General features: G+C 64.7%; 7 protein-coding genes. 2 read left to right on the top strand and 5 right to left on the bottom strand.

The window, feature by feature from the left end; all coding sequences use genetic code 11:
* The first annotated feature begins 285 nt into the window (after window positions 1–285).
* Window positions 286–3,306 carry a TonB-dependent receptor gene (locus MJD61_09360; GenBank protein MCG8555477.1) on the top strand — a complete coding sequence of 1,007 codons (3,021 nt, stop codon included), beginning with the start codon at window positions 286–288 and terminating at the stop codon, window positions 3,304–3,306.
* A 209-nt stretch (window positions 3,307–3,515) separates the two neighbouring features.
* On the opposite strand, the gene MJD61_09355 is transcribed toward MJD61_09360, so the two are convergent.
* The gene (locus tag MJD61_09355; GenBank protein MCG8555476.1) at window positions 3,516–4,721 is read right to left on the bottom strand and encodes an MFS transporter; all 1,206 of its coding nucleotides are present in this window, start codon (window positions 4,719–4,721) and stop codon (window positions 3,516–3,518) included.
* A 167-nt stretch (window positions 4,722–4,888) separates the two neighbouring features.
* On the opposite strand from MJD61_09355, the gene MJD61_09350 reads away from it, so the two are divergent.
* Window positions 4,889–5,854 (top strand): FKBP-type peptidyl-prolyl cis-trans isomerase, encoded by a 966-nt coding sequence (locus MJD61_09350; GenBank protein MCG8555475.1) that lies wholly within the window; start codon window positions 4,889–4,891, stop codon window positions 5,852–5,854.
* An 8-nt stretch (window positions 5,855–5,862) separates the two neighbouring features.
* On the opposite strand, the gene MJD61_09345 is transcribed toward MJD61_09350, so the two are convergent.
* From MJD61_09345 to MJD61_09330, 4 genes are all read right to left on the bottom strand, one after another.
* The gene (locus MJD61_09345; GenBank protein ID MCG8555474.1) at window positions 5,863–7,158 is read right to left on the bottom strand and encodes a hypothetical protein; all 1,296 of its coding nucleotides are present in this window, start codon (window positions 7,156–7,158) and stop codon (window positions 5,863–5,865) included.
* A gap of 32 nt (window positions 7,159–7,190) precedes the next feature.
* Window positions 7,191–8,501, bottom strand: a complete 1,311-nt coding sequence (locus tag MJD61_09340; GenBank protein ID MCG8555473.1) for an outer membrane protein transport protein — start codon at window positions 8,499–8,501, stop codon at window positions 7,191–7,193.
* A gap of 246 nt (window positions 8,502–8,747) precedes the next feature.
* The gene (locus tag MJD61_09335; protein MCG8555472.1) at window positions 8,748–12,134 is read right to left on the bottom strand and encodes a DUF4981 domain-containing protein; all 3,387 of its coding nucleotides are present in this window, start codon (window positions 12,132–12,134) and stop codon (window positions 8,748–8,750) included.
* Window positions 12,135–12,696: 562 nt separating this feature from the next.
* The coding region (locus MJD61_09330; protein ID MCG8555471.1) for a TonB-dependent receptor at window positions 12,697–14,210 on the bottom strand (1,514 nt) is incomplete at its 5' end.

The raw sequence follows: 14,210 nt of genomic DNA, 5'->3' as shown, positions 1-14,210 counted from the left end.
TCGGCCCGGCCCTGCGAAATACTTTCAGTATTCCTCGGTCCGGTCCTGCGGGGGCGCTCGCTCCGGCATCCATTGTGAACAGGAACAAGCCGGGTGCACAATGGCGCCGTAGCGGCTTACCTCCTCGGCCCGGCCCTGCGCACTGTGCATATAGCCCTGCGCTGCGCATCCCGGCGTCCCATGGCTTCACTTTGTGTCGATTCTGCGTCATAACAGGGCCGCCTCGTTCCGTGGCATGGAGGTCGCGGAGCGTTGCCGGGCTGGGGCGGGACGCCCAGGGTCGCGATGAGTACGGGTGTATTCGACTCGCCCTGGGCCGTGACGCGCAGGATGCCCCCGGGAATTGATAACCCCGGCGGCGAAGGAGACAGCTCGATGTACGGTTCTTATTGGTGCAAGGTCCAGCTTGGACTCGGGGTTGCGACGCTTGCCATCTGCAATCTTGCGTTAGCGCAAGATCAGAGCCATGAAACCCCTGCAAACGCTTCCGCGTCTAGCCAGGACGCCGAGCCCGCCGCGGGCGCCGAATCCGCCAAACCCGACGAAGATGTCGAGGAAGTGCTGGTCACGGGCTCTGCGATCAAGAGGCGCGATCTCATCACGCCCGCGCCGGTCACCATGCTGAACAAGATCGACCTCGAGGCCTCGGGCATGGTCTCGATCGGCGACATCCTGCAGAATCTTCCGTCCCAGGCCAACGCGATCAACACGCAGACGAACAATAGCGGCGACGGATCGACCAGGGTGAACCTGCGCGGGCTCGGATCCAGCAGGACCTTGGTTCTGGTCAACGGGCGGCGCCATGTGCCAGGGGGCAGCGGGGCCAACTCGTCGGTGGACTTGAACGCGATTCCGGCCGCTCTGATCGAGCGCGTCGAGGTACTCAAGGACGGCGCTTCCGCCGTCTACGGCTCCGATGCCATCGGCGGGGTCGTCAACGTTATCACGCGCCAGAACTTCGACGGGGCCTCCGTCAATTACTACACGGGGACCGCGCGCGGTGGCGCAACGGTGTACGACGCGAGCATGACCTCGGGGGTGAGCAGCGACTACGGTTTCCTCGGGTTTTCTGCAGGCTATTACCGCCAAATCCCGCTGTACGCGAGCGCGCGCTGGTGGGGTGAAAGCGACCTGCGCTACCTGTGGGATGCCAACCCCGGGGACCCTCAGCTGCAGCGGCGTGGAAGCTCGTCGACGCCCCAGGGCCGCGTGACCGATCGCAGCTTGGCGTCAGGTAACAGGGATTGGCAGGCGATCCGAAGTCGCACCACATCCAGGAGTCTGTACAACGACCCCCAGATGGGCTGGCGCAACTTTGATGGCACCGGAACCTCGGACGCAGGGACGGGCGATCTGTACAACTACCAGCCCGAGAACTACCTGGTGACGCCTCAGCAACGCTATAACGTTTTTGCGACGGGCGGCTACCGCCTGCATGAGCATGCCCGCGCCTACTTCGAAGCTTCCTACCTGAACCGCCAATCCGACCAGAAGCTGGCACCCACGCCTCTGTTTCTGACCTCCGAGGACATCGTCCTTTCCCGGGACAACTACTACAACCCGTTCGGTCGCGATATGCGAGACGTGCGCCGCCGTTTCCTGGAGGCCGGGAACCGTAATTACCTGCAGGACATCGATACATTCAGGCTGGTGCTCGGGATGGACGGGGATATTCCGAATACGGACTTCACCTGGGACCTGTACTTCAACTACGGACGCACCGAGGGTACGACCATCACCGAGGGCCGCTTCATCCGCAGCCGTGTGGCAGCCGCCCTCGGGCCGAGTTACGTCGACAGCAACGGTGTTCCACGCTGCGGAAGCCTCACCAACCCAGGGCCCAGCGACTGCGTGCCGCTCAACCTACTGGGTGGTCCCGGGACCATGACCCGCGAGATGATCGACTACATTTCCTATACGGGCATCCGGCGGGGCTATACCGAGCACAAGGGTGTGCTCTTGCAGAGCTCTGGCGAACTGCTCGAGCTCCCGTCTGGCGGTCCTGTGGGATTGGCCCTGGGCGTCACGTACCGGGAGCTCACGGGCGCATCCATTCCTGATCCGGTGACTGCTTCTGGGGATACGACGGGCAACAAGTCCGAGCCCACCGAAGGGGGCTACAAGGTGGCCGAGGCCTTCGCGGAGATCTCTGCGAACGTCCTGGAAGATCTGCCGGGCGTAGAGACGCTCGAGATCTTGGGGGCGGCTCGCGGCTTCAACTACAGCAGTTTCGGGGCTGGATTGACCTGGAAGACCGGGGCGAGGTGGCAGCTGTTTCGTGGGCTGCCGGGTGTGGGGAGTCTCGCTTTGCGGGGCACGATATCCACCGCTTTTAGAGCCCCCACCATCGCTCAGCTGTTCTCGGGTGAGGCCGACTCCTTCCCGGGGGTTACCGACCCGTGCGACACCTCCATCGACGCGCGCAGCATGATCGAGGACATGAACTGCCGCGCGCACGGGGTGCCCGACGGCTATGTGGACGATCGCACGCAGATCAAGTCCCGTGTAGGCGGTAACCCGAATCTCGATCCGGAGACCGCGAACATCTGGACCGCCGGCATCGTGTGGGAGCCCGATCGCTCGACGGGCCTGTCCTTCACCATGGACGTCTATTCCATCAAGATCCACGACGCGATCCAACCCATCGGCTCCTCCATCATTCTCAGCAGCTGCTACGCGCAAGCCAACCCAACTTACTGCGACAAGATCCACCGTGATCCCAGCGGTTTCATCACGCACATCACCGACACGGAGCAGAACATCGGCGGTAACGAAACCGCCGGGATCGACTTCGGGGTGGTGCACGTCCTGCCGACGAACGTAGGCCGGTTCCGCTCTACCGCGGATGCATCCTACTTGCTCTATTACAACGAGATCCAGCCATCCGCGGAGCTACCTCAAGGCCGTGTCATCGAGGGTAAGAACGTGTACGACCTGGGCGTTTTCCCGTCCTGGAAGCTCAATGCCGGTACGAGCTGGCAGCACATGGGGATCAGCGCGGGCTTCAACGCCCGCTACATCCAGGGCTTCAGGGAGTGCAAGGACAACAACTGCAACTTGAAAGTAGACGCAAGCAAGGGTGAGGTGATCCTCGACCGGCGCGTCTCCGCCAACTTCACGGCGGATGTCTTTGCGTCCTACACGCTGGAATCCACGTGGGGACGCACCCGCATCACCGGCGGGATGAACAACGTCTTCGACACCGATCCGCCGTTCGTCTATAACGGCTTCACCGCAAACACGTCCGCGGCCAACTACGATTTCTTGGGCCGTTATCCTTACTTGCGGTTCAGCCACAATTTCTAGCTAGTGGCGTGGGCGAACGCCCGGCGAGCACCGGCGGGAAACGACGGTTTCAGGTTACGCGGGAGCCAGCGGCAAAAAGAAACCCACAAGCGCGAGCGACCTGGGCATGGTCCGGCCTCTTCCTGCTGTGCGAACGAGCGCGCCGGCGAGGTCCGATGTCGCAGCGTTCGCGTGGTGTTGAGTCAGGGGGGGCGAGCCAGGAGGACGGCTCACGTGGGTCGACCCCCCCCGGCCGGCGCCTGCGCCCCGATGGACGGCAGCAGCAGGGGCGCGAGACACCCCACCATCAGCGCGCCCGTGCCTCCTATCAGGGCGGGGGCGTCGGCACCGAGGTGCTCGAGCGCCCAGCCGGCCGAGCTCGAGGACAGCACGCCACCCAGGCTGCCGCCGATCATGACGAGGAGCCCTTGCGCGGTGGAACGGAGACGGGCAGGAACGAGCGCGTCCACGCACAACGGCGCGCCCACTATGAGTCCTGTCACCGATAGACCGTGCAGGAGCTGGGCCGGGTAGACCCAAACGAGATCATCGGCGAGCCCGGACAGGGTCCAACGCAGGCCGCCCGCCAGCACACCGGCCACGAGCAGCCCGCGCGGGCTGACGCGGCGCGCAACGGTTCCGGATCCCGCGACCAGCGGTATCTCCAAGGCGATCATCCAGATCCACATCTGGCTGACAGTATCCATGGTCCCCCCGTGGGCCCGCACATACAGAGGGAAAAGCGCCATCGGCCCGCGCAAAAACAGGTGGGCGCCGAAGGTTATTGCAAGCACGCGCAGGTAGGGGCCGTTGCGCAGCAGGACGGGCAGGTCGCCGCGCCGGGCGCGCAACGCGACACTGCCGGTCCGAGGCAGGAGCAGCACGAAGCCGCTCGCCACGACCAGGAGCGCTCCTGCCGAGGCGAACATCGCGCCTAGCGAGGGCTCCGACGGTCCGTCCGGCGGCGCCTGCTTCCCAAACGCATGCAGAGCCCAGGGGAATGCGACCACGCTGGCCAAATAGCCCACCGTGCCCCAGACGCGTACGTGGCCGAAGGGAATCCTGCGCTCTGCGACGATGCCCAGGCTCACCGACGTCGCCGCAGGAAACAGCGCTGTCGAACAGGCTGCGAGCAAGGCGGTCGCGATCAGGAATTCCGCGAAGGCACCGGGCAGCGTCAGGGCCGTGTAGCCGGCGGCGGTGCCCAGAGCCAGTACGGCCATGACGCGCGTCCGCTGCCCACTCAGGTCGGCCACCTGGCCCCACACGGCAGGCGCGACGATGCCCATGAGCGGGACCGTGGCCATGACCAAACCCACCTGGCTGCCTGGCAGTCCGGCGTTTTCGCGCAAGTACAGGCTGTAGTAGGGCAGGAAGATCCCGAGCCCCGCCAGCGCAAAGAACCAATAGCAGGAAAGCAACCACACCGCGGGCATGGGTGTCTTATAGCCGCTCGCTGCGGCCACCGGTCCCCGCGCTTGGGGAACGGGCAAGCACCCGAACGAGACCTGGTTCGGCATTGGCGCCGCGAGCTCGTCCGGAGCACCGGGTCTCGACAACCCGTTTGGTTTCGAGTACATGCCGCGAGGATCAGGTCGAACACATGAAGCACCAATCGACAGCTCGGAAGCCAGCAGCTGCAGTGCTCTTGGCGTGTATGGTCGGCTGCAAGGCGGCAGCGCCCGCGGCCAAGACGCAACAAGGCCACGATTCCCCAAAAGGGCAAGCGGCCGCCAAGCCTGCTGCGGCTGCTGCCGCGGTGGACCATCAAGCGCCGGCAAAGGATCCGGAGTCCACCCCGTCCCCCTCCCCGCGTGCGCCACCAGGCCCGGCCGCTCCCGACGACGTCGCAGCGCCGCCGGCCGACGCTGAGAAGACAGCCAGCGGACTTGCCTCCAAGGTCCTTCTGGCGGGCAGCGGGGCCGAGCGTCCCGAACGAAGCGACGTGGTCAAGGTGCACTACAGCGGCTGGACCACGGACGGCAGGCTGTTCGACAGCTCGGTCAAACGCGGCAGACCTGCCGAGTTTCGCCTGGACCGTGTGATCGCGGGCTGGACCGAGGGGCTTCAGCTGATGGTTCCAGGCGAGAAGCGGCGCTTCTGGATTCCCGAGAAGCTCGCTTACGCAGGACGGCCTGGCACGCCCCAAGGCATGCTTGTGTTCGACGTGGAGCTGCTCGGCTTCAAGAAGCCGCCCAAGCCGCCCCAGGTCCCCAAGGACGTAGCCGGCCCGCCCAAGAGAGCCAAGCGCAGCAAGAGCGGGCTCGCCTGGCGCGTCCTGAGCAAGGGCACGGGCAAGAAGCGGCCCAAGGCCACGAATAACGTGCAGGTGCACTACAGCGGCTGGACCACGGACGGGAAGCTGTTCGATAGCTCTCTGACCCGGGGTGCTCCGGCCTCGTTTCCCCTCAACCAAGTAATCCCGGGCTGGACCGAGGGCGTGCAGCTAATGGTCGAAGGCGAGAAACGGCGCTTGTGGATTCCCGAGGAGCTGGCCTACAAGGGGCAGAGGGGCCCGCCTGCAGGCATGCTCGTGTTCGATATCGAGCTATTGAAGATCCTGGACTAGCCGTTGGGCTAGCGCAGTTGTGCTGACAGGAGCAGGCCCATGCCGAACAGCCGGCCGTGGGCTGACCTTCCGGCGTGCGCGCGCCCTCGCACAAGCCCACCGAACAGGTGCAGGTCGAGGCCGAAGCCGCCCCGGATCCAGTCCCCCGAGTGCGCCGCGTGCAGCCCGACCCCTGCGCTCAGGGTGTGGCGATCGCGATCCACGAGATAGTCCGGCGTGGACCTGCTCGCCGGCGATGCCTCGTAGGTGTAGCCAATGCGGACGGGCAGCGACCAATCGCTGCCGAGCCCGAGGCGTGATTCTACGCCGAGACGGGGGACGAATCGATCGGCAAGATGCGCTGGAGGGACACCGCCGGTCCTACCCGGCTCGGGAAGCGACGCGATTCCGGCTCCGACTTGGAGCGACGCGTCCGCATTGCTGATCGGGTTTCGGTAGCGCGACCACTGAACCCAGACCAGGTCTACGTTGACGGCAAGCTGCGGAGACTCGGAGGCATGCAGCCCGAGCACGACCTGGCGGGGACCAAACGCAGCCGCGGTCCGGGACACCGCCGTGTATTGGGCCGGGATCGGCAAAGCTCCGAACACCAATACGTCGCCTTCCAACCTCGCACGGAGGCTGAGATCCATCTGCGCTTGCCCCCGATACACAAGCGCCAGAGACAGCCAACGAGTGAGCTCTGCTCGCAGCCCGAACTGCGGGGAGCGCACCGGTTTCAGATCGGCACGCACTTCGTGGCGCAGCGGCGAATCGTGGACCGACTTTTCCCCAAAGGGTTGAACCGCCGTGCCCTGGACGGTGAATCCACCCCGCGTGGCAGCCAGGAACGCAACGCCACCACCGACGACGAGCCGATCCATGGGCCTCACGGCCACGTTAGCGCTGAAGTACACCTGCCGTCCCCGGCTCTCGTACAAGGGCCAAAACGGTCTCTCGTCGGTCAGCGTACGTGTCCGCGACAGCTGCCTGCCTGCTATGTGCGTGGCGATCCCGAAGGCGAGCGGGATATTGGCAAGCCTGCCGGGAGCCACCAACCCAGCGACCAGGCCGCGTACCGGATCGACTTCACTTTTCACGCCGTCGAGCTGTAGATCGTAGGATGCCGCGGCTGCACCGAGTGAAATCTCGAGCCCCTCGGCCAGCGCGAGGCCTGCTGGATTGTAGTAGCTCGCGGAGAAGTCGCTGACATCCGCACTGACAGCGCCGCCCAATGCGAAGGAACGGGATCCCAAACCAAAGACGTCCGCGGGGTTGGCCAGCGCAGCCGGCGCCCATGGCAGGACGAGCGCCGCAACCGACACATGCCAGCAGCATCCGAGCCGACTGCCAAGCATCAGAAGTCCACGCCTGCTCCGGCGGCCACCACCAGCACATGTCCGGCGGTGCGAACACGAGGTTGCCCCGGATTGTCGAGCGGCACGCTCGCCGACTTCACGTGCTGGCGTGCGACCAGCGTATGTTGCTGCACCGCGAACTCGAAGCATAGACGCACCGGGCCGCGAAGCCGCAGCCCGTAGCCCAGTGCAAACACGTGGCGAGCGTTGTCCCACAGGTTCGAGCGACCGTTCTGAGCGGCAAGCGGCGACGGCTCGTAGGCGTAGCCAGCACGCAGCTCGGCCTGCGCTCGAGGGGTGGAGCCCAGCGGATAGGCCAGGCCGAAGCGCGGCGTTACGGTGCTCGACAGCTCGACTCGTGGTGCCTCCAGAGCCCCGCATTCCGGACGCTCCACGGGGCAACGCACCGTTTGCCTGAGCCAACCCTTGAAAGGGGACCAGCGGCGCCAGGTAACGCCAGCCGCTAGCTGCACCCCAAGCACCTGCCACGAAACCTCCCCCTGTAGCTGGGCCGGATCGATCTGTGCCACGCCGGCGACGTACATCTCGGGCAGCACGATGGAGCCCGGTGGCACGGGCACACCCAAGTTCGAGATCGACAACCGCATGTCGAAATCGCTCGTCAAGCGACCGCGATAGGCAAGGCCGATCCGGATCGCCTCGCTGGCCTGCCAGGAGCCGCCAAGGGTGGGAGCGAAGCTGGCGAGCAGCTCGTCATCGACGATGGTGCGCACCTTCCCGTCTTCGCCCATGTTGACATCGACCTGGCCCATCAGCCCGGCCGCAACCAGGATTCCCGCGCCCACGGTCCAACCTCCGTCAAGTCGCACGCCAAGGCCCAAGTTCAAGTTAAGGTTGTGGGCGCGGGGTACCAGCAGCGGAAACTGGGGTCGCTCCGGCCACAGGAGGCGTACTCGTGTGATCACGCTCTTGGGTAGGAGCGCGCCGATGCCGAGGCTCACTCGCCGCTCGAGGGGCCCGTGGAGCGGAAGCGGTACGACCGCGCCGAAAAGGAAGCTGCTGCTCGGATCCTGCTCGGCAGCAGCGCTCGATCCTTTCGCCGTCAGCTCGAAATGAGCGAGCTGCCAACCCACGTACGCGGACTGAACACGCTCCAGACCCAGCAGCGCAGGGTTGGCATAGGTGACGTCGATCCCGGCTCCCAGCGCCGCGCCAGCGCCCGCCATGCCCAGACTGCGAGGACCAAAGCCGAACAGATCGGCTCCAGACGCATGCGCTACGCACGGACAAAGCGAAACGCACAGCAGGGCTGCCCGTGTCAGGCCGCCGCGCACCGGATTAGTCCTCATTGTCGTCTAACCGCAAAGTTGTCTAACCGCAAAGTTGTCTAACCGCAAAGTCGTCTAACCGCGAACTCCCGAGCAAACAGCGCCGGCGCTATGGGCCCTGAGGGCCCACTCGAAGACAGCTCTTCCGCCGCCACCGGCATGCTCGCAGGGGGACAGGCGCTCGAGCAACCCCTGTCGGGCGCTGGCGCCATCGGGAGGCTTCGCCGCCCCGCTTTGGCGACGATACGTGCCCTCGGACGCGGTGAGCTACTGAGGGGGCGCTCCGTGCAAGACCTCGGGCGGGACCTGACCGACGCGATAGGGGCGCAGGCGAACCTCGAACCTGAGACCACCATCGGCTCGCACACGGAACTCCCCGTGGGGCATCGCGCCCCAGCTGTTGTCGCCGCCCACGCCCATCATGTCGCCGTCCAGGTGAAGGTGGACCGAGGGATCGTAGGTCATGGAGTAGAAGTGGCGAGCACCTTCTAGCTGGTCGTCTGCGTAGTGGCGGGCCGTGAACTGGAACATCGGCGTGCCCGAGACCAGCAACCCGACGCCCATCGGCGACTCCAACGTAGCCCAGCGCACATCGGTGCGGTTGCCGTTTTCTCCGGGCTCCGAGTAGTTGACGAAGAGATCGTCGACGGTGCTCTGGTAGCGACCGACCAAGGCGCCGCTCTTGCGGTCCGAGTAGGTTTCGTAGGGCCCGCGCCCGAACCAGGTAACGTTTTCGAAGCCGGGCGGCAGCGTGAGGCTCAGCCCGAACCGCGGCAGCTCGCCGGAAGCGCCCGTCATGTTGGCCGACACGATCACGTCGCCGCTCGCGTGCACCACGTATTCGAGTGCGTAGCTGCCTCCCACGTTGGGCAACCTGGCCTGCACCTGGACGCGAACCGCGGTCGGGCTCATCTGGTTGGCCGTCACGTTGTTGACCTGCCAGCCTTGAGCCTGCTTCCAGGAGCCCATTCGGTCGCCGATTCTGAAGCCACGGTCGTTATCCGTGGGTGGTCTCCACAAGTGCGGCACGATGCCGTCCTCGAGCATATTCTGACCCCCGTAGCTCCACCTTCGGATGCGCCCGTTCATGCGGTCGAAGGCGATCTCGAACCCGTTGCCGCTGACGATGAAGCTACGCCGATCCTGCCCCAAGCTCACGTTGCCGAAGGGAGGGACAGGCACTTTGGGTTGCTTGCCGATCATGTGCTGAAAGGAATCGACGGCGTACCCTCTGGGCGCCCAGGTGGTGTCCTGGGCCAGGGCGATGTGCACGTCCAGGGTGGCTTCTCCTCCCGGCGCGAGTGGGGGCGGCTGGTAAGGGATGGACAAGTCCTGGTAAGAACCCGGTGCAACCGGCGGCAGGGGAGTGCCTCCCTGCTGCACGACCGCGCCGTCTACGCGCACCTGCCACTGCAGCTCCATATCGCCCAGGTTGCGAAACGAGTAGTTGTTGTGCAGCCGAAACGCGCCAATACCCGGATTCACGGGCTCCAATCTGAGCGGCGAGTAGATGTGCTTGACCTCGAACAAGCCCGGGTGAGGCGTCCGGTCGGGATCCACCAGGCCGTTCATGCAGAAGTTGCCGTCGCTCGGTGTGCCTTGCGGTCCGTAATCGCCGCCGTAGGCCCAGAAATCCATGCGCTTGACCGAATGCGGCTTGCCCTGATGCTCCGGCGGGATGGCCTTGCGAAGCCCCTGATCGACCCAATCCCAGATGAAACCGCCTTGCAGCTTGGGGTAGCGATCGATCACGTCCCAGTACTTGAACAGGTTGCCGTTGCTATTGCCCATCGCATGGGAGTACTCGCACATGATCAGCGAGCGCCTGTCGCCGCCCTTGGCGTGGTTCTCGATCGAGCCCACGCTCGAGTACATCGGGACCACGAAGTCGGTATGGGGCCTGCCGCCCGCACGTTCGTATTGAACCGGCCGGGTGGGATCGCGGCCGTGGATCCAGTTCGACGTGGCCTCGGTGTTCACGCCATCGCCTGCCTCGTTGCCGAGCGACCATACGATCACCGAGGGGTGGTTCTTGTCGCGCTCGACCATGCGCACGGTGCGGCCCATGTGGGCCTCTTTCCAGGCCGGATTGTTGGCGAGCGTTCGCCCCGGGTCGTAGCCGATTCCGTGCGACTCGATGTTGGCTTCGTCTACAAGCCACAGGCCATATCGATCACAGAGCTCATACCAAAGAGGATCGTTGGGGTAGTGCGAGGTCCGCACGGCGTTGACGTTGGAACGCTTCATCAGCAGGATGTCCTGCACCATGGAGTCACGCGTCACGGCGTGACCTCGATCGGGATCGTGCTCGTGGCGGTTCACGCCCGCGATCCGCAACGCCTGCCCGTTGACGCGCAGTCTGCCGTCCTGCCACTCGACCTCGCGGAAGCCCACGTACAAGGGGATGAACTCGACGGACGCACCTTGAGCGTCCTTCAGCGTCAGCAGCAGCGTGTACAGGTTGGGGATCTCTGCGCTCCAGAGCGCGGGTGCGGCAATGCTGCGCTCGAACGAAAGGCTGGGCCCGACCGCGGGCCCGCCGTGTTGGTCCACCACACCCCCCAGGGCATCGTACAGGGTCGACTCCACTACCGTTCCCGGCTGCGGTACGGTGTTGAAGGTCACGTCGACCTGCAAGCGAGCGTTCTGGTAGGCCGCATCCAGATCGGTGCGGATCCACACGTCTTGCACGTGCTCGTTGCCACGCGAAATCAGGTAGACGTCGCGGTAGATCCCGCTCAGGCGCCAGAAGTCTTGGTCTTCGAGGTATGCGCCGTCCGAGTAGCGATACACCTCCACGGCCAGCTGATTGTCGCCCATCTGCAAGTAGGGGCTGATATCGAACTCCGCCGGGGTGCGGCTGCCCTGGGCATAGCCCACCTTTTGCCCGTTGACCCAGACGTAGAAAGCCGACGAGACGCCGGCAAAGTGCAGATGGGTCTTTCTGCAGTGCCAGCTCGGCGGCACCTGAAACGTGCGCCGGTACGAGCCCACGGGATTGTCGTTGTGAGGAATGTTGGGCGGGTTTGCCGGCGAAAACGGATAGCTGACGTTCACGTAGATAGGCACGCCGTGTCCGTGAATCTGCCAGTTGGAGGGCACCGGCAGCACGGGCCAGGCGCTATCGTTGAAGCCCGGCTGAAAGAAGTCCCCGGGTCGCGCTCCGGGGTTCGGCGACCATTGGAACTTCCAATCGCCGTTGAGCGACTGATACCAGGGTGAAGGCGCGGGATCGCGCGCCGCGGCGAGCTCGGCGCTCGGGTAGGCGAAGAAGCTCGCGCGTGGCCCGAGCGTGCCGACGCGCAGCACGTCGAGGTTGTCCCAGTCCGGCCGGTTGTTCGGCGTGGGCGGCAGTCCCCCGGCTATCGGCAACGGCGGGCACGCGGGCATGCCTGCTACCGGCGGCGCAGTGCTTCCCCCGAACGGTGGCGGTGGCGGCGGCAGGAGGCTCCCCGCGGGTAGCGGACCAAGCCCCCCTGTGCCGCCCAGAGGCGGGGGAGTGCCCGCGATGCCTCCGGTTTGTCCCGCCGCGCCTGCCGTTCCGCCGCTGCTGCAGGCAGCGAGGCTTGTCAGGACGAGCGCGGCGATAGCAAACACCGGCAGCCGCCGCAAAGCCTGCTGCCGCGCCCCGACCAGCCCGAGGCTCGTTGGCAAACCACACGGATGGCCATGATTCAGCGCTCCCGGTTGCGGGCCTCTCAAATTCCTTCCTTCCGGTTGCGTCTGCTTGTTCCTGCACAAGCTCTCCCGGTACTGCCGGCTCCACAGGCTCCGTTCGACATGACACGTAGTGTCCTGCGTCGCTGATTTCGTAACAAAGTCTGCGAGCGGGTACTCATGTCTCGGTGTGCAGCTTCCGTTCCTTCCAGTGTAGTTGCCTCGCAAGTTTGTGCCATCGCGTCGTGGAGTCTCGATGCCATGGCCCAAACGGCGGTCGATGGAGCGATCGCTGTAAACGGCCGGTGAAACATCCCGAACCGGGCGAGGCTCCGCGGTTAGGCTCCGTCCCAGAATGACTTGCGCGTTTGGGCCAGGACCTGGCGGCGCCGCCGCGTCGAACGTCTGGGCCAGGACCTGGCGGCGCCGGCGCACCGAACGTCGGCTGGGCGCGACGATGAAGAAATAGCACTGCTATTGCTGCGGTTTTTCCTCCGGGCGCGCACGCGATCGCACTCCGGCAACGCGCCCGGTCGGAGCGGTTATTTTGCGGAGCCTCCTAAAAGGTTCCGCGTAGACCCAGGGCGTAGCGAGCGCCGGTATCCTTGAGCTCGAGGAAATGGTTCTCGAAGCGCCCGTGCTTTTCAATCCGGGCGTCCGTCACGTTGATCGCCTGAAAGAAACCCTGGAATTGTTCGGTGATATCGAAACTGCCGCTCAGATCGAGCTGCGTGTAGCCCTTGACGAATACGGGCTCGCCGCCGATGCCCGAGATGGTCTCGAGGAACCCGGTGCGGTTGTTCAGAGCCGCACGTACCTGCACCGGCCCTTTTTCGTAGAAGGCCACCAGGTTTTGGGTGTTGCTCAAGCCTTCGAGAGCGAAGGTTCGAGTGACGTTGTCGTCTTGCGCTACCCGGGCGTTGCTGTCTGAGAAGGTGACGTTCGCCAGCACGCCCATCCCATCAAACGGCGTGGGCAGGCTGGTGAACGTGTGTTGCCACGAGACTTCGAGGCCGTAGATGTTGGCACTCTCCTGGTTGACCGGCTGCCGCAGGTCGTACACGGCGGGTCCGGGTGACGGTGTCCCGGGCGGCGACATGTACGGAGGCGGCAGCATCACGGGAGTGACGCCGTCCGCTTTCGTGGCGGGCATCTGGCCTACGGTCTCGACGATGAAGTTGCCGACCCGCTTGTAAAAGCCCGCCACGGCCAGATAGCTCGCTTGGTCGTAATACCATTCTGCCGATAGATCGAAGTTGTCCGCGTTGAATGGCTTGAGCGTTGGTGAGCCCTGGCTCGCCTTGAGGTTGCCCGGCCGGTTGGTGTCGTAGAGAATCTGCGGCCGCAGCTGAGACAGCGTAGGCCGCGTCAGACTGCGGGAATAGCCCGCGCGCAAGACCAGCTCCCCGTCGATCGGATCCAGCCTGAGGTTGAGGCTCGGCAGGATGTTTCCGTATGACTTGGGCACCGACATCGGCGTGGATGGTCCGTAGATGGCCTGAAAGAGCGTTGCATCGGCGTAGACCAGCTCTTCCAGGTTGCGCCGCTCACCCTCCGAACGCTGCGTCGTATAGACGTAACGAAGCCCCAGATTGCCTGACCAGGGCATGTCGCTCAGGTCGCCGCCGAAGTCGAGCTGGGCGTACGCCCCCAAGACCCGTTCGCGTACAGTGCTGCTCGCGGGTTGTTTCAAGACGTCGAATCCCCCGTTTTCCATGATCACCTGATTCCAGTAGTTCGGCGGCCTCATGGGATTCGCCATGGCATAGTTCGCCTGCGCCTCCTGAGACTGGAGCCAGGTCAAGTACGAAACGTAGTCGAAGGTCTGCCACTGCCTGGGGATGTTCGCTCGCAGGTCGGAAAAGAAGTTCCCGGCATCGAAAGGCATCAGCAGGTCGTCCCGGATGTCGGTGTGGTAACCGCAATACAAACACTCGATGGGGCCGGTGCCTTGGCTGAGCGTCGGATTGTTGCTGTGATAGACGGTGTCGCTCTTGCTGCGCGCATAGCCATAAGTGCCAAATCGGAGCGTATGCAGCCCGACATCACCCAGCCTCAATTCCCCGTCCAAAC

The organism is Pseudomonadota bacterium (assembly GCA_022361155.1).
In the GTDB taxonomy this organism is placed as follows: Bacteria; Myxococcota_A; Polyangia; order Polyangiales; family JAKSBK01; genus JAKSBK01.
The sequence above is the reverse complement of the archived record's forward strand: the minus strand, read 5'-3'. Positions and strand labels throughout refer to the sequence as shown.